Source organism: Rhizobium tumorigenes, assembly GCF_003240565.2.
Classification (GTDB): Bacteria; Pseudomonadota; Alphaproteobacteria; order Rhizobiales; family Rhizobiaceae; genus Rhizobium; species Rhizobium tumorigenes.
Genome location: NZ_CP117256.1, coordinates 748186 through 766906 on the forward strand (window position 1 = coordinate 748186; position 18721 = coordinate 766906).

An 18721-nucleotide genomic window follows, 5' to 3' on the forward strand; every position below is an offset into this window, starting at 1 on the left:
AGGTCCTGAAAGGATACTGCGGATGCTTTCCTACCGCTTGCTCAAGAACTACGCCGGCATCCTGTTGATCGGGGACTACACGTCCCTGACCTGGCTGCATGAAGTCGTTCACGATGTAAACGATCGCTCGCCTCTTGTGAAAGACAAGGAAGGCTCCTTCCTCGGGTTGGCGTATGATGTGCGAAAAGCTTATGAGCGGCAGCGCGAAATTATTCAACCACCCAAACACTCTGAGGAAGTCGGCGTGCGCTATGGTGTCCAGATCCTGTGGCCTGTACTTATGCTGCAGCAGAGATTGCTGAGGCAATCTCTCGCGTTTCTCGATCATACGGCCAAGACACAAGCCATCGCTTATGCCTTGGAGGCGGTCATCGAGGATGGATTGCGCTATTATTTTGGGGCGCAGGCCGGGATTATCATCGATCTTTGGCAGCGCCTCGATCCAGCTCGGTCTGAAGTATTCGACATGATGGCTAGTCGCGGAGGTCTTTATTGCTCATGGACGAAAACGCAAAGGAAGGCCGGCTTTGCGCAACTTCTGTCCAGTTCGACCCGATGTATGAGCGCTTTTACCCTATGCGACTGAAAAACGGCGAGAAAAACCTGATTTCTCCGGCGGAATTCGCCGGCTGGGAACATGCAGAGTGGCCCGATCCGCGCTGGTAGAACGCCGGCGTTTCATCGGCGGTCTGAAAGGATAGGTCCCCCCCCCCCGATTGCGGGTGGAACCGTGAGGTGAGATCTCAGAACCGGAAGTTTTAAGGTGGCGCTTCAATTGAATTTGACAGTTGAAGGCCACAGCCTGAGTTGGCAACAGGCCGAGCAGTCGCCTGTCATCGATTGGCACGACCAATCCGATGGCCTCATGCAGGCGACACCGGACGAACCATGGCCCGACAAAGCATGAAGTCACCAATCCTGAGACCAAGTGTGGCCATACACCCCTGGCAGGGAGACGGACATGGGGCCTTGCCGTTGACTGTGATATCGGCAGGCGGGACAGCGCAATTCGCAAAACGGTAGGAGCACGGTCGTGGAGTTCTGGAGTGCAGTGGTCGTGCTGGCCTATTTTCTGGCGGGGGTCACCCGTATCAATAATGATATGCGGAGCGGTCGGCTCGGTGAACCAGGCTCTGATCGCAATCGGACAACGGGGATTGCCGTGGTGGGAGTATTTATATGGCCCCTCTATCGGCGCCTCGCCGGGATTGTTTTCTCGATGATCATTGCAATCTTGGTCACGGCGCTTTTGATGTGGTGTGTCTCCGTGTTTGCGGGTCTGGTATGGCAGATAACAATTGTAGCCGTGATCTATGGCCTCTTGCTGCTGTCCAATCTCGCGACGATCAGAGGGTGACGTTGACGCAGGTCTGGAGCCACCATGCCAGAAGCGGCGGGTTCCTTTTTCAGTCTATGTGCGAACAGGGTCGGCGGGAGCGATCGGCCGTACCGCGACTGGCAATCATTGCGGATCAACACGCCGATGTCCCACCTTATCCGACGTCCGGTCTCATTTCGACCGAAGCAGTCGACAGTGATCAACCGACGATCAAACGACGCTGAGCAGCAGAGGCATCCTCTCGACGCCGGGAAAAGGCAAATTGCTTGCGACAGCGCCATGGGCGATGCCATCTTCGAGACTTTGAAATCAGAACTGACCCCGGTAGTCATCTATCAAACGCCGGATGCCGGGACTGAACACCTCACGAAGAGAAGGTACGATGTAGTTGGGCTGGCCCGCAAATGGCAATCGATCCCAACAGCTCGACATGGAAAAAGGATGTCTAAATCGCCTGCCAGTGATGTGCACCTCTGTGCCGGCGAGCGACATCGCAAGTCGCCATGGCCCGATGAAGCATAGTGCCACGAACGGATTGCAAAGCTTGCGACTGGTTTGACTTCGACCGTTCGTGACCTGGAGGGCGCAGACAGATTTGTCTATGGACGTGGCTGGCACGCGAAACCGGGAAAGGACGTGGGTATCAATTTCAAAATGCGCCCTGCCCCATCGTGTCAGGCCACCTTCTGGCGACGCCTCTGTCCAAGACCACTCTCCTTGGCCAAACGTGAACGGGCCTCCGCATATGCCGGGGCGACCATGGGATAGTCGCTCGGAAGCTCCCATTTCTCGCGATAGTCATCGGGTTGAAGCGAGTGATAGGTCATCAGATGGCGCTTCAGGGACTTGAAGGCAAGCCCACATTCCAAGCACGTCAATTTGTCATCCTGGAGAGACTTGCGGACGGAAATGGCTGGCTTCTGCTTTTCAACCACTTCAGTGGCGGGAGGTATGGAACTCGATGTCAAAGCCGCATGGACGTCGGCGATGAGGGAGCCCAGATCGCTCACGGGCACGACATGGTTGCTCACGTAGGCCGATACGATATCCGAGGTCAATTCAACGAGTAAGTCTTCGCTTGGAGCGATTGCTGGAGTTTCCATCCGTCCGATCTCTTTTTCAATATCGCCGTTCTGATCAGCCGGCGAAACAAGTATTTCTAGTCTCTCTCATATAAATGGTAGAAACGCAACTTTGATAGTGGCGCGAGCTAGATTTAGCGGCCCTGAGAAACGTGTTAACCGGATTCGGACGGAAAGTATACTTGGCGACATCTCCAAACTGATTTAACACCGGGCCGCCATTAACTAGATTTTCGGGGGGGCGCCATTCGCCGGGCACAGCCGATAGCCTCGAACTATGAGGCTCGCGACATGTAAAAGGTCACCCCCCTGCTGGCATACCAGCTTCGCGTCGCGTCGCGAATATATCCGGCGTGCCCCGGATCGTGAGCCAGAGCGTCCGACGTTGTTCTTCGACAGCAGCCCTCCAGGATCTTCATCGTCCGGCTCGACGTCGCAGGGGGGAAGATGCCGCTGATGGCAAGGACAAAGGCCGCGCAGGCGCGCAAGGAACGGAGGGTTACGGCGGTACCGGCATGTCACCTCGAGAGGCCTTGACTGAGCATCCGGTCGAGCGACGTCATTCTGGCTATTTATCGTGATATGGTTCTGCCCGTGTCTGATCTGAAGACCCTCAATCGGAGTTTCCCATGCGCCGCATCTTCATCACCGGTTCCTCTGATGGCCTCGGCCTTGCTGCCGCCAGTTCGCTCCTGGAGCAGGGCCATGCGGTTGTCCTCCACGCCCGGACCAAGGAACGGGCCTCCGCATTGGGGAGCATCGCATCGCGGGCCTTGGCTGTGGTGATCGGCGATCTCGCGAGCGCAGTCGAGACTTGCAAACTTGCCGATCAGGTCAACGCGATCGGCCGCATGGACGCAGTCATCCACAATGCTGGCGTCTATGCCGAACCCCAGCGTGGCAACACGCCCGAAGGTCACGCGCGGACGCTGGCCGTCAACACGCTGGCACCCTATATCCTGACAGCTCTCATGGATCGCCCGGACCGTCTCGTCTATCTCAGCAGCGGGCTGCACCAGGGTGGTGGCGGCTCACTTGCAGACATCGATTGGACGGCAAGACCGTGGAGCCCTGCCCAAGCCTACGCGGAAACCAAACTGCAGATCGCCGCACTGGCCGCAGCGATCGGCCGCCACTGGCCGCAGGTGTTCAGCAATTCCGTCGATCCGGGCTGGGTGTCAACCAAAATGGGTGGAGCCGGAGCGCCAGGCACCCTTGCGACCGGGCAGGAGACCCAAAGCTGGCTGGCAGCGAGCGACGATCCATCCGCCAAGGTCAGCGGCTTCTACTGGCATCATCGCCAGCAGCGACAGCCTTGTGCCGAGGTGACCGACATCGCCTTTCAAGACCAGCTGGTCGCCAAGTTGGAAGACCTGACCGGTGTGAGCCTCTTTGGGTAGCCCATTGACAAGGGCTCGACGACGTCACCGACAGGTCTGAGCGGAGAGAGGTACGCCCGATCACTGTGTCTGAGACCGTGTCTTTCTGTCCCGCTGTCAGTCTTAGAGATCGTTGAGGCAAGCCTGTCCCTCGCCGTCGAGCGTCACGAGTCAAGAGTTATCGGGCGTCTGCGATTGGAACCAAGCTTTGCCGTGCCGGTTTTGTGCAGACCGGAAACCGAGATCCAGCCATGAATCCCCAGCCTGACAACATACTCGTCGCGACACGAACCGCCTTCAGCCAACTCGCTGCGCTCGCGGTGCAGTATTCCTTCTCCATCGTCGGTGCCATCGTCCTATTGGTGATCGGCTGGATTCTTTCGGGAGTGATCAGCCGATGGGTCTACAAGGGAATGTCGCGCATCCATGGCATTGACGAGACCCTGGCCCGCTTTTTCCAAAGCGTCGTCCATTACGGACTGCTGGTGCTCGTCTTCGTGGCCGTCCTCGGTCAGTTCGGCGTCCAGACGACCTCGCTGCTTGCCGCCTTGGGCGCTGCGGGCCTGGCGATTGGCCTTGCCCTGCAGGGCACCCTTCAGAATATCGCGGCGGGGATCATGCTTCTCGTTCTGCGCCCTCTCCGGGTCGGTGAATACATCGAAACAGGCAACGTCAAAGGCTTCATCATCGAGATCGGGCTGTTTGCAACGGAGATGAAAACGGTAGACGGTCTGTATCTGATGGCCCCGAACTCGACGCTGTGGAATACGCCGATCACCAACCACAGCAGGGAACGAGAGCGCCGCCAGGAGCTTTCGGTCGCGATAGGCAACGATGTGGATGCCGCGGCGGTCAAACGGACCATCATTGGCATCGTGACCTCAGACAAACGCGTCAAAGCGGACCCGCCTCCCCGCGTCTTCTCGGATGACCTTACCGCCGACAAGACCGTCTTGACGCTCCAGTACTGGGCGACGACGTCACAGTGGTCGGAAACCCGCCACGACATGATCGATGCATTGAAGGATGGACTGAAGGCGGAAGGGATTGCCATTCGATAAGGACGACGTCCCATCGGCCCGTGCCGGCCATGCAAAATGTTGGAGAATTGCGCGGGGAAGCAGCCTGTTTGGCGAGGTCGTACAGACGCGCCTATCGACGGTATTGGCACCTCACCGTCTCAACGGTCAAGGACGCGGAGACGTCGCGTAGGTTGGGGCCTGACGCTCCATTCGGCATTGAGGTCTCCGCCCACCACCAGGATCGCGATCGACGGTGAAGCTATACACTTCAGCACCTGAGGTAGGACGGGGATCTAAGCGACAGCGCGTGCTCGTGGCGCTCTGGATCATTCGCACGCATCCGAACGACCCTGAAATGACACGGCCGCCTATCAACCCACGAGATGGGTGTCGTCCTCAACGCCCTCGCTTCCGGACGTCATTGCCTTCTATCGGTCATCCACCTCTGGGCGTAAAACCGACCCCGAAACCGAAGGCCCGACCGATCTTCTTCAATGTCTCCAGTGTGGGATTGGCAGTTCCTGCTTCCAGTTCTGCAATTTGGCGTCTGGAAAGCCCAAGTGCCTTGGCAAACTCCTCCTGCGTCATCCCGAACCCTTTCCGGATGTCCGCCACGGCGCCGGGCAGCCGCAGATCTCCTGCTCGAGCACGTTTCGCCAGCGTTCGCCGGTTTTGCAGAACCTCCTCTTTCGTCGGCTTCTTCCATCGGGCCATCAGTTGTCCTTTGCCATCGGTCGCACGCCGCAAGGACGCTGTCTGCGATCGCGATGCATCGCCCCATCGCATGGTCCAGAATGTCCGGCGGCGTTCCCATATCCTTCGCCATGGCCGGAGCCAGGTGCAGGTGTCTGGCAAACGCGCCAAGCCTGGCTGCCAGTGCTTTCTGCTCGACAGGATCAGGCATCGGTTTGCCGTCCAAGAGTGCCATAGTCACGGCTTAATACCACCGGCCATCAAAGTGGGTTTCCAGCGTTAAGTACTTCAATTGACCTTTCAATGGTACAGATGATGCAACGTATTACGTTATTCAACCCCTTAAAGTGGGTTGAATAACTGCCACTGGTACCGCGAGCCATGGACACGCTCGCGTTCTCTTCTCACCCGATTGACCAGCGACCGGACGCGTAAACGCAATACCGCCAACGAGCAGCTTCAAGGACCGAGGGCACTCGCACTCCCAAGCCCTTGTCGGGGATGTACAGACCATCTGCGGCGGTCAGGGCATTGATCATCGACTGGCCGACGCCATAGACGCTGCGGTCCTCTTGAGCCGGGGCTTAACCTCAATATTTAAATTATATCGGCGGAGGTGCTTGACGCTGTTAAGTTAAATGCTCAGGGCCACGAGTTTGGCACGGTCTGCGATCAAAGCCGCTACGCGATTTAACGACACAGGATCTGCGGCAAGTGGGGACATATCTTCCAATAACCGGGGGATAGCGTCCCCTGTGGCATCCGTCAGTTCTTTCACCCGACGGCGCACTAAAGGTAAGCTGACACCTGTCTCCTTCGAGAAAGCCTGCCAGCCATCAGCGTCCATGTCAGCAAGCGTCGCGCGTTTGCCGATCCGCATAGCCAATTTCGGGGAACAATCTGGATAGGCCACGGTGGAAAGCAGGTCGTACAGCGGAGCCATCCTAGGTCCAGAATGGTCATAGAGGATCGAGAAATTCTTACCGTGAGCATCCGCATTTCCGATGACGAGATTGAAAATCGCAGCGTCCAAAAGCTTAGCGATGTCCGTGCCCGGCCGCGCAGAGACCCAACGCAACAGCTCGAAGCAATCCTTGAAGGTCGGCCCCCCCTCGCTTGCATACTTTGTTTCAGGTGGCACACCCAGCGCTTGGCAGAAGTCTTCTTGATGGATGCGGAGAACCACACCGTCGCCATCGTGGTGGCGATCGTATCTGTTGACCAAAAGGAAAGGGCGACCATTCGCGGACCTCGGGTCGACGGGAGCAACGTCGAGCCCGATTGCGGCAGCAAGCCTCATCGCAAAGGCTTCATTCTCGGTCGTCCCTGGAAAGCGCGCAATCGGTGGCTTCAAGATGTGCGTCGTCGCCTGGCCTGGTAAGGGAAGTGCGACTTGGCCATCGATGAGAACAACTGGAGCTTTTGATTGGGCGCCCGCGAGCGATAGCCTCAAGCCTTCCTGGCCGGCCAAGAGCGGCCTCGTCGGAAGTGCGTCCAGTATCCGGACGATTCCGGCCTCATCGAGAGCTGCTGATTGCCGATCGGCAATCAGGCCCCCTCCAATCGGTTCCTGGTCTTCGGGCAAAAGTTGAAGCGCGCCGGCGACGTCGCCGCCCAAGCGATCAAGAAGGGCGAAGTCGTTGGCAGGTGAAACACCCAACGCCTGCGCCGCAACCAGACGCTGGCTTTCCTCTGGCAGTAGGCCGCCGAAAAATGGGCGGCATTCACGGCGAGAGAAACGCTCTGGACGCTTCGGTAGGGAGACAGAAAGCGGAAGTGCCTTTTCGTCCTCAAGCCAAGCTTCGGCGTAGGCGAAGCCAATGTCGCCGTGCTGATCTTGGGTGAACTGTCCGACAATGCGACCATTCCACCAGACGTTAAGGACCCTTACCGTCATTTTCTACGTTCACCTGGGGCTAGAATATCAATCGAACAACCGAGCGTTTGTAAAACCTGCAAGACCTTTCCGATCTGTGCTGTCGGTTTGCCGGCTTCGAGATCGACGATAAACCGCAGGCCGACGCCAGAAACGCCAGCAAGCTCGTCCTGCCGCAAGTTTTGCGCCTTGCGTGTGCTGCGGACCAGGGCGCCGATCTCGGCTGGACTGCTAACTTGTTTTGCCATTTTATTTCCCGATCGGGAAAATAGCAAGGAAATCGGCCTTTTGTCTACAGCATATTCCCGATCGGGAAATTCCTTTCAAATTTGGCATAACCGTCCACCAGAAATTCCCGATCGGGAATATTTCGATTTATAAACATAGTCAGCCGCCAGCCTAGTCGAAGCAAGGGGAGACCCTGAATGGGTGAATCATCGAGTTTCACATCATCGATGCGCGACGCCCGGATGAAACTTTCGCAATTCCCGTTCTTCAGTTGGAATGGAATTTGGAATGGCCCTACGCTACATTTCACCCTAAAACCAATCAAGACGCTCTGTGTCCTCGCTCGCTTCGTTTTTCCGCCTCCATGCGCCATTCCCTGGACACGAGACGCCCGGGAAAGTAGAGGCGGAAAGGCGCAAAAAGGTGGAACGCCGACTTTTACTACGCCATCGAGTTTATAAAATGGGGTCTTCGTCCCACACGGCGGTTAAGCTGCTGAACCTCTTGGAATTCGGCAGGCCCTCCAATGTCTACCTAGGGTCGATCGTGACCCGCTCAAAACCTTGAGGAGAGGCGCGTGACGACCGATTTCAGCTCCCGTGAATTCCAGATGCTTCCTGTCCTCACGCCTCTTCAGATGGAGACGGCGAAGCGTTTCTCCTTAGGCGAGCCAACACGGTTCGCGCCCGGCGAACAGGTTTTCTCGGTCGGTGACCACAACGTGCCCGCCTGGCTCGTCCTTGACGGCGCGATCGAGACGTTTCGCCATGACGGCCTGACACGGCGCGCGCAGTTCACAACGCATCGCACCGGGCAGATGTCCGGCGAGGTCAGCCAGCTTTCCGGCCGTCCGATATTGGTGGATGGCAAGGCCGGCGCCGATGGGTGCACTGCTGTTGCCTTCGATGGACCGCATCTGCGTGCGCTGGTCATCGGGTCGGCCGACATCGGCGAATTGATCATGCGCGCCTTCATCCTGCGCCGCGTGGCGCTGATAAGTGCCGGAGGCTCGGGGTCCGTGCTCGTCGGCACGCCCGGCCAACCGTCCCTGACAAGGCTCGAGGGATTTCTGTCGCGTGTGGCATTCCCCTATGTCACGCTCGACGCCACCTTAGACACGGAAGGGCGCGCATTGGTCGAACGCTTGGGCATCCTTGCCTCGGAGCTACCGCTCATGGTCTGCCCCAATGGAACCGTCCTCAAAAACCCGACGGATGGCGACGCTGCCCTGTGTCTCGGCATCACGCCCGATCTCAAGGAAGATATGGTCTATGACGTGGCGATTGTCGGCGCCGGCCCCGCGGGTCTTGCTGCGTCCGTCTACGCCGCATCGGAAGGCCTGAGCGTCATCGTCCTTGACGAACGGGCTGCGGGTGGCCAGGCGGGCGCGTCGGCAAGGATCGAGAACTATCTGGGGTTCCCGACCGGTATCTCAGGCTTCGCCCTCGCCGGGCGCGCCTTCAATCAGGCCCTCAAATTCGGCGTCGAGATTGCCTTTCCGCTGCAAGTGGCCGACTTGATTCCGAAATCGGGTCCGGGCGCGCTCCATGCCCTGACATTGACGGACGGCCGTACCGTTGCTGCCCGAACCATCGTCATTGCATCCGGTGCGCGCTATCGTCGTCCGGACATCGCCGGCATCGACAGCTTTGAGGGCGCCGGCATCTCTTACTGGGCGTCCGCCATCGAAGCGCGGCTATGCGCCGGCGAGGAAATCGCGCTCATTGGCGGAGGGAACTCCGCAGGCCAGGCGGTTGTCTTCCTTGCGCCACAGGTCAAGAAGCTGTGCCTGATCGTCAGGCGGAAGCTCGAAGAGACCATGTCAAGCTATCTCATAGACCGGATCGCCGCCCTGCCGAACGTCGAGATCCATACGACGTGCGAGGTGGTTGGGCTCGAAGCCGATAGCGAGCGTCTCCTATGCGGGGCAATCCTGAAAGACAGGCAGACCGCTCGTGAGCGTCGAATACCCATGCGGCACATGTTCCTCTTCATCGGAGCGGATCCGAACGCGGCGTGGGTCCGCAACCACGTCGAGACAGATGAACACGGCTTCATCTGCACCGGCAGGTTTTCTGATGCCGCCGGCGGGCGGCCGGCATTCCCGCTGGAGACGAGCCTGCCCAACGTCTTTGCAATAGGAGACGTGAGAGCCGGATCCACCAAACGGGTTGCCGCCGCCGTGGGAGAAGGCGCGGCTGTCGTTGCCCAGATACACGCCGCCCTGGCCGCGATGATGTAAGAAGCCTCGATCGTTCCTCTGATGGCCGTCATCGTCGGCGCCGGTGCGAGGACAGACGGCGTCATGGATGCCTCAGATCGGTGGGTCGGCATCCTGTTGTCCTGGCGTCTCCCCACACTGGACCCCCCAGCGTATGCAACAGGCGGCATCGGCTATAGCCAGACGGGTTTCAAGCAAGCCGGCTTTGCCTATCAATCCGCGATGGATATAGACGAAGATAAAATTGACGACGCGGTCTTGGCGCTGCTGTGGCTGACGCTCCATGAGGGTCGTGCCTGGAAGGGTTTTGACTGGGGCACGATGGATCGGCTGTTCAAGAAAGGGATGATCGGGGACCCGGTCAACAAGGCGAAGTCAGTGATCTTGACGGATGAGGGCGTGGAGCGCTCAAAGGAGCTGTTTCAAACGCTGTTTACGCCGCCTCCGCGATAGCGGATCCTTCCCCCTTCCCCCTTCCAGCGCCAGGGTATGAGCTCGTCGATCCGGCTGGTGGGATGGTCGGCGAGGCGAGCAAGCTCATCTGAACGCCAGGGCTGCGGATCGACAGGGTTCATCGTCGCCCTGGCAGTCAATCTGGACATGAGACCTGCCCGCTGACCGGCGCAATCAGAAGCGGCGAGCCATGCCTTTAGTCTCGATGCGACACCGCGCAGCGCGCGCTAAGCAGCGGCGTTCCCTGAGCGATACGGCCATCGTCAGGACACGTAGAAGGATGATCGCCGAATGGCACCGGAGCCTTGCGTGGGGCGACGCCGTTTCGAGCGGCTGTCTTGCACCTGCGTCGAGGCGCACTCCTCCCCCCCGCTACCAGTTGACGACCGAGGACGTGGAATGGCGCACGGACCGGGTCGCCGTAGCCCAGAAGATCGTTGGACGCTTATGTCGAGAGCGCTTGGACTGAGCAGGTGGGTCGTAGACGAGTGACATCTCCCAACAGCGTTGCACCGGACCGGTTCGAATGGTGAGATTCCAGGCTCGGTTACTGTCTGCTTCCTATGGGTCGTCAACATGCCTACTTTGCGAGCGATCCGGCCACCTATAATGTGCCGTGACGTTGATAACTGACCGGAGTTTGAAATGAAGCGCTTTCTCATTGCCGCTGCCATCATGGGCCTGGCACACACAGCATCAGCACAGGAGGCCGTCGTTGGTGCCGTTCATCCGGACGCGCTGTTTACAAGCAGCGACCCGAAATTGAACACCAACAAACAGGCTGCCTACAACATTGTGAAGGTGCTGCTCGAGGCCAATCATTGGGAGTTGGCGGACAAATACCTGACCGCGCGCTACCTCCAGCACAATCCGAACGCCGTCTCCGGCCGCCAGGGCGTCATCGACTACTTCACCAAAGTCCTCAACAAGCAGCCGTCTGCCATTCCCGACCAGATGCAAACGAAGATCGTCTCGGTCGTCGCCGAAGGCGATATCGTCACCGTCAGCTATCCCAGGGAGGTGAAGGATGCAAAGGACCCTTCGAAGTCTTACACCACGACCTGGTTCGACAGCTGGCGGTTCGTGGACGGCAAGGCCGATGAGCATTGGGATCCGGCAACGAAACCCAACTGAGGCACGCCGCCCGTCTGATTTCGAGCGAGACACTGAGGGGGCCCGCCCTGATCTGGTCGAGATGTCCCGATATCGTTTATGAATTAAAACGCCGACGTGAGATCGCGTGGCCCGGCCATAGCGACCGGCCTCAGAATCCGGGGTCTGCCATCGAAATGGGGTGCCGATCGTAAGGAAAAGCACGTGCGGATTTTTCTCGCTTTGGTTCTGCTTGCCACATCCGCAGGCAACATGGCCGCCGGTCAGGCCGGACAAGCCGAACAACTGGTCCAGCAGCTGGGGCGAGGCATCAATGTCCTTGGCTACGACCCCATCTGGAAAGACCCGAGCAAGGCGCATTTCCAGCCAGGCGACGACCAGATGCTCCACGCTAGCGGCTTCCAGCACATCCGGGTCAACCTCCAAGCCTTCTCACACATGGATGCTGCGGACAAACTCGATCCGAAATGGCTCGAGACGCTCGACTCCGTTATCGAGCAGGCGACCGAGGCTGGCCTGCTGATCATTCTGGATGAGCATGATTTCCAATTCTGCGGCAGAGATGCCGACGAATGTCGCACCAAGCTGCTTGCGTTTTGGCGGCAGATAGCGCCTCGCTACCGGAATGCTCCGGCGTCCGTCCTCTTCGAGATTCTGAGCGAGCCCAACAGGGCGATGACACCGGACCTCTGGAACGGACTGCTTTCGGAGACGCTCGCACTCATCCGGCAGACGAACCCGACGCGCGGCGTGGTGATTGGACCGGCCAATTCAAACAATTTCCATTCGCTGGACGCGCTGTTCCTGCCGACCACCGATCGAAACATCATCGTGACCGTCCACTACTAAGACCCTTTCCCCTTCACGCACCAGGGCGCGACATGGACCGTTCCGAGCCTTGAGCGGCTGATCGGTGTGCCATGGGGTACCGACGCCGATCACCAGACGATAGTGCGGAATTTTTCGACCATCGCTGCCTGGTCGAAAGCCCATGATCGTCCCATCCTCCTTGGCGAATTCGGCAGCTACGACAAGGCCGATATGGCGGCCAGGGTTGCCTGGACCTCGGCTGTTGCTCGGACAGCGGAACGCGAGCACTTCGCATGGTCGTATTGGCAGTTCGAGAGCAGTTTCAGCGCCTACGATATCGCCGATCGGCACTGGATAGAGCCAATCTATGACGCTCTCATACCAAAGACGACGATACGCCCATGACAAGTCGCTGTCATCGCCGTTCGGCCGGAACGGATCGCCACAGCGGCGGCAGCGCCAGTTCGTAATCAGGCCAGGATATTGACCGCTCGGGCCACACCGAGCGCCAGTGTCAGCAGCGAGGCCGCTGCTTGAGCCATCGTCAAAAGCCTGTCCCTTGGTGATATGGCATTGTGTCGGTGAGCGAAAACGCTGTTGCGGATGCGTCGGCACGGATCGCAACTATCAGGGTTTCCAACCGGGCTATCGGCCTTCCCTCGCCGGACGCGCCTTCCATCAGGCCTTCAAATTCGGCGTCGAAATTGCTTTTCGCCTGCCAGTGGCCGAATTGGTTGTGAAATCGGGTCGCCATTACGCGTGGTTCCGCCACCTGTGAGGATGATCGAATTGTGGCCGGCCAGCTGAAGCCGCCGTAGCCTCATGATCGGAAGGAGATGAGCGACATGTAGACTGTCAAGTCGCATCGAAACCCACATAGGCGGGAACAATGCCTGACTCGAAGGCAGCGTGAGCCAGCAAGGTCAGTCGCTTGGTTGACGCAGCCCCTTGGCCGGCAAGATGCAACGGATATGCCAGCATACCTAACCGATTGGCCGGATCGACGAGATCGAAGCGGCCCAGATGCTGATTTTGGATCGCAGAAAGCGATGATGGCGCAAAAGAAGCGAAAATCGCAGCTGTCACCACCATTCGCTTCATGTTTCCGTCACCCCGAAAGCGCGCGCCGTGGAATCGAACCCCGCCGCAAACTGTTGTTCTTGACAACAACAAAAAGCATTGCAATCAATAACGACCTGAATGCCGTGCTTGAGAAAGCAAGGACCGTCGTCAATGACAAGGCCTTTTTCGAGGTCGTTCTCTGGCGATTGCCAGCGCCGGTCCTCGGAAGCATCGACCCGTTCAAATACCGGCTGGCGCTTGTCGTGGAGGGAGAGTGCGTCCTTCGATACGACAATGAGCGTGGGAAAGGCGATCATCGCCACATCGGCGGACTTGAGGAAAAGATAGAGTTCACAGATCTGGAAACGCTGTTCGATGCCTTTCAGGCGGACATGGAAAGGATACTGGCATGAGGACTTTGATTGTCAGGCTCGGCACGATGTCCGATGCCAAGGCCCGATTTGTCAACGCGGGACGCAAGGCGCTGGAGGGCTCGGCTGAACCTGTCACGCCCTCGATCAATTTTGCCAGTTACGATGACATGCACCGGGTTCTTGCCCCGTCGCGGCTGGCGATCGCAAAAGCGCTGGCAGGACAAGGACCGCTGGCGATCCGGGAGGTCGCCCGCCGTGTCGGCCGCGATGTGCAAGCCGTCCACAAGGATGTGACGACACTCGTGAGCGCCGGCGTCATCGATCGCGCGGGGGCCGGCGTAGAATTTCCCTATGACCGGATTCATTTCGAGTTCGACGTGCAGGCGGCTGCCTGATCCAGCCGCCATCTTGAGCAGGCGCCTGGGCATCGAACACCGGTGGGGTGCTTTGCTGTTCAGGGCGGTGTCGCCGCGTCGTGGCGACCGGACCACGCCCGATTTGTTCAGATCTTGAAAACCGCAAGGACGATCGCCTCGCGCAAGCTCACCTCAGCGGCCGGAGCGGCGATTGGGTCGAGCTCAATTGTGGGCTACGAACTGTCATGTCCGCACGCGGCGGATTTGGCTCCTTGCTACTGGCAGCGTATCGGGGCGACGAGCTGGTCTACGTGGGCAGCGTGGGAACCGGATTTGATGAGCGACAGGCTGTCGATCTGCGGACCTCCATTGATCGGCTGCCATAGAAAAAGAAGCAGCCGCCAGTTCCATACCCCGACAAGCGCAAAGTAGTGTGGATCGCGCCTACCCTTATTGCCGAAATCGAGTATCGTGCGTGGACCACTGACCAAAAACGGAGGTATTCGGCTTTCAAGGGCCTTCGGAAAAGCAGGGCAATGCGGATGTTACCGTGTCGTCGAAGACGATGGAGTTTAAGGCCGAAAGCCGATAAGGTCGTCTCGGATTGAACTAACGGTGTCGAATGCTGCTGGAAGCGCTCAAAGAACGATGGAAAGCTATCGAGGAAATCGGTTCCGACGCTGAAAAGCGCGGCGAAGTCCTCGGCTCCGTTCCGTCCTGGCAACCAGCCATCGAAGGAGAGACGTTTGATTTCCCTCCCACGCCTACCCCTCTCCCTTCTAGAACCGAAATTCGCAAGCTTCGTGACATGAAGCGCGTGCATTTGCGGACAAACCTCGGTAGGGGCAGGAAAAAGAGAGCGGCTGGTTAGCTCTCCATGTCAAAGCCGATCTGCACGACTTTGGCGGTCCCAACGGGTCCGGTAAATCCTCCCTATATGAAAAGTATCGTCCCGCTGGCGATTTCGTGAACACGGACGAAATCCAGAAGAGCTTGCCTCAAGGGTTGGCAAAGCGCAAACCGGGTAAAGGCTGGCCGGATAGCGATCACGCGCATCAACCAGTTGATTGCCGCGAAGGCAGATTTCGTTTTCGAAACCACTCTCAGCAGCGAGCATTCGATCAAGGTCATCGAGCGAGCGAAAGAAGCTGGCTTCCTGGTCAACATGATCTTCGTGTGCCTGGATACCGCGACGCGGAACGTCGAGCGCGTGCGGTTTCGCGTAGCCGACGGCGGTCACGACATTCCAGAGGAGGTAATCATCGGACGCTACGAAGCGGCGTTTGAAAACCTACCCCCGAGCCCTTCATGTGGTCGATGAAGCCGTTCTCATCGATAATTCCCGTAAAAGGCCTTTGATCGTTGCAGCGATGGAAGACAGCAAAGCCATTCAGGTCCATTACGAGGGTTCAGAATTGCATGACAGGCTCCTCGACATCGTTGAGGATGTGGAAGAAAATCGATCAACGCGGTCGCTGCACTAGAATCCAGCGGTTTGGGCGCCCCGCCCCCGAACGGCCGGAGCTTTAAGAGGTGTGGTGGCGTTTCGCGATTCCGGCTATGTTGCCGTGCTCCGCCACGACCCAGCCGCCAGTGACGTGTATTTCCACGAGTTTAGGCATCAGAATGAGGCGGGCGACCGAGCGAAATCTTGCCTTCGTTTCGTCCTGCCACGCTGCAAAGGAATGGAATAAGCTTGGGGCTTCAACGCGACGATTACGATCAAACCGCCCGTAGAAGCCCCACCGTGCGGCGCCCAGCGGGCCATCTCGTGGAAAAGCGTCCAGACAGAGGGGTTTGAAGATTGTCCCAATCGTGCGGTGCCGTGTCCAGTACACGCCTATAGGAGGTTGCTGCTGACCTCAGTGGGTGCGATCATCGCGCCGATTGTAGACGATCCCAAGAATTTGCGGCGTCCTTGCGTCCCATAAGTCTCGCGATTTTCGGTCATCGTAACTCTGCATATAAACAGTCGTGTTTGATCCGGTGGTGACGGAGGTAGGGGCTTGGTGGGCCGGGTTGGGCGTTATTCGTCGGCCCTTGGCCTTATCAATGCCTGCAAAGCGGGGGTGCTGGCCTCCGGATTGCTAGGGGGGTCACGCTTGGAGCGAAACGACACTCCAGGGCCAGCAAGCTAATAGTCACGGATACTTTGTGTTGTAGCAAGTCACGATTTTGTTGAGCGTGGCTTTAAGGAACAGATGCTCGCCACACCCTCCCCACGCGGCAAGGCGTTCCAACGGCGTCGATGGATCGTGTCCCGGCTCGTGGTGTCGCTGGGTTTTATAGCCACCGGTGTTTTCCGATAGGGTCGGGTTGCTCATGACCAACCTGAAGGACATCACCGATGACCGACGATATGATGAACCTGCGCTCGCTTGTTGAGAAGAGCGCCGATGCCGATTTGCTGCGCGAGATGATTGGCTTTGCCGCCGAGAAGCTGATGGCACTGGAAGTAGGCGCTGCGACGGGCGCGGGCTATGGCGAGAAGACCGCCCTTCGTCTTGTCCAACGCATCGAGGAAAGCGCCCGCGACAAATTCGAACGCCTGCTGGCCGTTCCATTCGTTGCCGCGACTGTTGCCCAGATCCAGAGGATTTGGGATGGCGGCAAGCGTTCCGAGAGCCTCTACCTTCGCGATGTCCGAGGCCTTAGCCGTGAGACGCAGGTCCATTTCAGCAATGCGTTCCGTTCGGAGGGCATGACGCCTTACGATGACAAGAAGGAGTATTCGAACCGTGGCGGCATCATGCTTGCCATGCGCGATCTCGCAGGCAATGTTACGGGTAACCCTGTCGCCATGATGGGGGACGGCGCGGAATGTCGGATCGACATCCTGCAGGAGGTCGAGCATAGGCGGCAGGCTATCCATGATCTCCGCGGAGATGGCGAAATCCTGCGCTATGTCGGCATCCCCTGTCATGAGGACGGCAGTCGGGAGACGGATACCGAGGACGCCGCTATAGCATCCGAAAGCGGCCGACCCGACGAGGATACCCCCGCAGACGGAATAGGCCAGCCCTTGCGAGCGTTTCGATGATTTTGCCTTGAAACGGCTCGGGCGCGTTCAAACCGCCCTCCCGCAGGAGCTATTCACGAGCCGACGATTTTGCTTCAGGCTGGATTTCACCTGTCCAAATGTCTCGATCCGCTTCGTTATTTCTTCATCAGACTTCGGACCGACATAGGACCGCTTCTTGCTGCCGCCGTCTTGTGGTAGATCGAAATACCAGTAGTCCTTGCCTTTGACGGGGACCGTGACGAAGTTCCCCCGCAGGGGAAAGTCGGCCTCGAATTGAGCGTCGAATGTCCGCTGGCCGAGTTCGGCAAGCATCGTCGAGTACATGGGATCAATGCGCTTCATCGTTGACTCCTAGTCGAGTTATTACTTTTCGCAAAAAGGTTATAACGCGCTATTCCTTCGAACCATTCGCCGGCATCAACTCCGCCAGACCGTCCCGCTTGCCGACATCACGGTTTACCACATGGAGCAGCGTGGCGGGCTACCGCACAGGTTCTGTCTGACGTCCCGTTGCGTCGAATAGGGTCTTGCGGGTTGCGGTCTCTGGCCTTGAGATGTGGATGAAGCCTGCCGTGTCGCGCCATCGCGGTCGCTTTCGTCGTAACAGGTTTTGCCTATGATCGCCTAAGAGATCGAGCTATATCGGACAGCTTCAAGGCGCAACTTCGCTCGCTGGACGCAAGATCACGTCTTCAAGGGCAACAATCCGGAAGATGGTTTTTGGAATGGAAGACCGAAATCGTGTCATTACGCTAAGGTGAGAGAGTATGCTGGACATCAGAGGAACAACGTCGATCGTCACCGGGGGCACCTCGGGGATCGGCTATGCGACGGCCAGGGAACTGATTGGCAGGGGCGCGAACCTGGTCATCAACTCGCGAACTGCCAGCGCGCGATTTGCGGAGCTGGTTGCCGAGGGTGAGAAAGTTGGCATCCGCGTCCTTCACGTTACGGGGGACATGCGGGATCCGGAAGCATCCAACGCAATTTGTTCGAAGGCCATGTCCGAATTCGGCCGGATCGACAGCGTCGTCCATTGTGCCGGCGGCCCGGCCCCTGGCGCTGCCGTCGATATGCCTACTGAAAACTGGACCGACGCCTTCGACGTCCATGTCCACTCCGCCTTCCATCTGTTCCGGGCAGCGCACCCGTGCTTGGCCGCGCGGGGCGGCGCGGTGGTTCTGCTCTCGTCAGCGGCTGCTCTGCGTGGATGTCCGGGCAACACCGCCTATCAGGTCGTCAAGGCTGCCCTCATCCAGATGACCCGCGCCCTTGCCCGCGACCACGCCGCCGAGGCGATCCGGGTGAACTGCGTTGCGCCCGGAATAATCCGGACACCGTTTCAAGACGGCATGACCGACGTCGCCAAGGCGAACAACATTGCAAACCGGATCCCATTGCAGCGCGAAGGCAGGGCCGAGGATGTCGCCGACGTCATCGTCCAGCTTATCGGCAATGAGTTCATGACGGGGGAGACCGTCGTTATCGACGGTGGGATGTCGATGAGGATGGTTTGACGGCGTTGATGTTTGTGTCTGTCATAGGAAGCCGCAGCGCTCCCTATGCAGCGCGCGTGTCGCCAGGCATTCGGTACCATGACGAGCAGAAATGCCTACCGCCTCCTGGGGTGGCGCTCCAGGGTTCTGGTCACGGACACCGTGCCAGAGACCCTTTATCGCCGGGTAGAGAGC

General features: G+C 58.5%; 19 protein-coding genes and 6 pseudogenes. 16 read left to right on the forward strand and 9 right to left on the reverse strand.

Going from position 1 to position 18721, the window contains the following annotated elements; genetic code table 11:
* The first annotated feature begins 22 nt into the window (after positions 1-22).
* Entirely contained in the window at positions 23-586 is a 564-nt protein-coding gene (locus tag PR017_RS21210) for a DUF6904 family protein (protein ID WP_111217066.1), read from the forward strand.
* A gap of 447 nt (positions 587-1033) precedes the next feature.
* Positions 1034-1357 carry a hypothetical protein gene (locus PR017_RS21215; RefSeq protein ID WP_111217064.1) on the forward strand — a complete coding sequence of 108 codons (324 nt, stop codon included), beginning with the start codon at positions 1034-1036 and terminating at the stop codon, positions 1355-1357.
* A 656-nt stretch (positions 1358-2013) separates the two neighbouring features.
* Here PR017_RS21215 and PR017_RS21220 read toward each other — a convergent pair.
* A complete protein-coding gene (locus PR017_RS21220) occupies positions 2014-2442 on the reverse strand; it encodes a Ros/MucR family transcriptional regulator (protein ID WP_111217061.1) in 429 nt (142 codons plus the stop codon).
* Positions 2443-3050: 608 nt separating this feature from the next.
* Between PR017_RS21220 and PR017_RS21225 the strand changes: the two genes are divergently transcribed.
* Together PR017_RS21225 and PR017_RS21230 are read left to right on the forward strand one after the other, a co-directional pair.
* The gene (locus PR017_RS21225; RefSeq protein ID WP_111217059.1) at positions 3051-3821 is read left to right on the forward strand and encodes an SDR family NAD(P)-dependent oxidoreductase; all 771 of its coding nucleotides are present in this window, start codon (positions 3051-3053) and stop codon (positions 3819-3821) included.
* Positions 3822-4051: 230 nt separating this feature from the next.
* Positions 4052-4861: a mechanosensitive ion channel family protein gene (locus PR017_RS21230; protein ID WP_111217057.1), complete on the forward strand. Its 810-nt coding sequence runs from the start codon at positions 4052-4054 to the stop codon at positions 4859-4861.
* A gap of 396 nt (positions 4862-5257) precedes the next feature.
* On the opposite strand, the gene PR017_RS21235 is transcribed toward PR017_RS21230, so the two are convergent.
* The 3 genes from PR017_RS21235 to PR017_RS21245 form a co-directional block, all read right to left on the reverse strand.
* On the reverse strand, positions 5258-5536 hold the full coding sequence (locus PR017_RS21235; RefSeq protein WP_111217055.1) for a helix-turn-helix transcriptional regulator: 279 nt from the start codon (positions 5534-5536) through the stop codon (positions 5258-5260).
* A 613-nt stretch (positions 5537-6149) separates the two neighbouring features.
* Positions 6150-7412 carry a type II toxin-antitoxin system HipA family toxin gene (locus tag PR017_RS21240; protein WP_111217053.1) on the reverse strand — a complete coding sequence of 421 codons (1263 nt, stop codon included), beginning with the start codon at positions 7410-7412 and terminating at the stop codon, positions 6150-6152.
* Complete coding sequence (locus PR017_RS21245) at positions 7409-7639, reverse strand: helix-turn-helix transcriptional regulator (protein ID WP_111217051.1); 231 nt, start codon at positions 7637-7639, stop codon at positions 7409-7411. Before PR017_RS21245 ends, PR017_RS21240 begins: the two co-directional genes overlap by 4 nt.
* A 590-nt stretch (positions 7640-8229) precedes the next feature.
* On the opposite strand from PR017_RS21245, the gene PR017_RS21250 reads away from it, so the two are divergent.
* Both PR017_RS21250 and PR017_RS21255 read left to right on the forward strand, forming a co-directional pair.
* Positions 8230-9861: an FAD-dependent oxidoreductase gene (locus PR017_RS21250; protein WP_111217146.1), complete on the forward strand. Its 1632-nt coding sequence runs from the start codon at positions 8230-8232 to the stop codon at positions 9859-9861.
* Positions 9862-10062: 201 nt separating this feature from the next.
* Complete coding sequence (locus tag PR017_RS21255) at positions 10063-10293, forward strand: DUF6429 family protein (RefSeq protein WP_111217144.1); 231 nt, start codon at positions 10063-10065, stop codon at positions 10291-10293.
* Here PR017_RS21255 and PR017_RS21260 read toward each other — a convergent pair.
* Positions 10263-10520: pseudogene (locus PR017_RS21260) on the reverse strand (transposase domain-containing protein); the annotation flags it as partial. The gene PR017_RS21255 and the pseudogene PR017_RS21260 overlap by 31 nt on opposite strands.
* A gap of 418 nt (positions 10521-10938) precedes the next feature.
* Here PR017_RS21260 and PR017_RS21265 point away from each other — a divergent pair.
* Both PR017_RS21265 and PR017_RS21270 read left to right on the forward strand, forming a co-directional pair.
* Positions 10939-11427 (forward strand): nuclear transport factor 2 family protein, encoded by a 489-nt coding sequence (locus PR017_RS21265; RefSeq protein WP_111217047.1) that lies wholly within the window; start codon positions 10939-10941, stop codon positions 11425-11427.
* Between the two features lie 360 nt (positions 11428-11787).
* Positions 11788-12621: pseudogene (locus PR017_RS21270) on the forward strand (glycoside hydrolase family 5 protein).
* Between the two features lie 139 nt (positions 12622-12760).
* On the opposite strand, the gene PR017_RS21275 reads toward PR017_RS21270, so the two are convergent.
* Genes PR017_RS21275 through PR017_RS28510 form a run of 3 tightly spaced genes read right to left on the reverse strand, consistent with a single transcriptional unit; the run spans position 12761 to position 13317 of the window.
* Complete coding sequence (locus PR017_RS21275; RefSeq protein WP_162604193.1) at positions 12761-12970, reverse strand: hypothetical protein; 210 nt, start codon at positions 12968-12970, stop codon at positions 12761-12763.
* Entirely contained in the window at positions 12903-13094 is a 192-nt protein-coding gene (locus PR017_RS28505) for a hypothetical protein (protein WP_425070042.1), read from the reverse strand. Before PR017_RS28505 ends, PR017_RS21275 begins: the two co-directional genes overlap by 68 nt.
* The gene (locus tag PR017_RS28510; protein WP_240538861.1) at positions 13072-13317 is read right to left on the reverse strand and encodes a hypothetical protein; all 246 of its coding nucleotides are present in this window, start codon (positions 13315-13317) and stop codon (positions 13072-13074) included. The genes PR017_RS28505 and PR017_RS28510 overlap by 23 nt, the downstream gene beginning before the upstream one ends.
* Positions 13318-13376: 59 nt before the next feature.
* Here PR017_RS28510 and PR017_RS21285 point away from each other — a divergent pair, with 59 nt between their 5' ends.
* The 6 genes and pseudogenes from PR017_RS21285 to PR017_RS21315 form a co-directional block, all read left to right on the forward strand.
* On the forward strand, positions 13377-13691 hold the full coding sequence (locus PR017_RS21285) for a toxin-antitoxin system TumE family protein (protein WP_425070050.1): 315 nt from the start codon (positions 13377-13379) through the stop codon (positions 13689-13691).
* On the forward strand, positions 13688-14047 hold the full coding sequence (locus tag PR017_RS21290) for an HVO_A0114 family putative DNA-binding protein (protein ID WP_111217042.1): 360 nt from the start codon (positions 13688-13690) through the stop codon (positions 14045-14047). The genes PR017_RS21285 and PR017_RS21290 overlap by 4 nt, the downstream gene beginning before the upstream one ends.
* Positions 14048-14253: 206 nt before the next feature.
* A pseudogene (locus PR017_RS28350) lies at positions 14254-14616 on the forward strand (ATP dependent DNA ligase).
* Positions 14617-15071: 455 nt separating this feature from the next.
* On the forward strand, positions 15072-15329 hold the full coding sequence (locus tag PR017_RS28515) for a zeta toxin family protein (RefSeq protein ID WP_161959285.1): 258 nt from the start codon (positions 15072-15074) through the stop codon (positions 15327-15329).
* On the forward strand, positions 15292-15492 hold the full coding sequence (locus PR017_RS21305; RefSeq protein WP_154677454.1) for a hypothetical protein: 201 nt from the start codon (positions 15292-15294) through the stop codon (positions 15490-15492). Before PR017_RS28515 ends, PR017_RS21305 begins: the two co-directional genes overlap by 38 nt.
* A gap of 863 nt (positions 15493-16355) precedes the next feature.
* Positions 16356-16544 (forward strand): annotated as a pseudogene (locus tag PR017_RS21315) (IS256 family transposase); the annotation flags it as partial.
* A 258-nt stretch (positions 16545-16802) separates the two neighbouring features.
* Here PR017_RS21315 and PR017_RS28520 read toward each other — a convergent pair.
* Positions 16803-17372 (reverse strand): annotated as a pseudogene (locus PR017_RS28520) (GSU2403 family nucleotidyltransferase fold protein); the annotation flags it as partial.
* Positions 17373-17436: 64 nt separating this feature from the next.
* On the opposite strand from PR017_RS28520, the pseudogene PR017_RS21325 reads away from it, so the two are divergent.
* Both PR017_RS21325 and PR017_RS21330 read left to right on the forward strand, forming a co-directional pair.
* Positions 17437-17547, forward strand: a pseudogene (locus tag PR017_RS21325) (transcriptional regulator); the annotation flags it as partial.
* Positions 17548-17797: 250 nt separating this feature from the next.
* On the forward strand, positions 17798-18547 hold the full coding sequence (locus tag PR017_RS21330; RefSeq protein WP_111217030.1) for an SDR family NAD(P)-dependent oxidoreductase: 750 nt from the start codon (positions 17798-17800) through the stop codon (positions 18545-18547).
* The last annotated feature ends 174 nt before the right edge of the window (positions 18548-18721 follow it).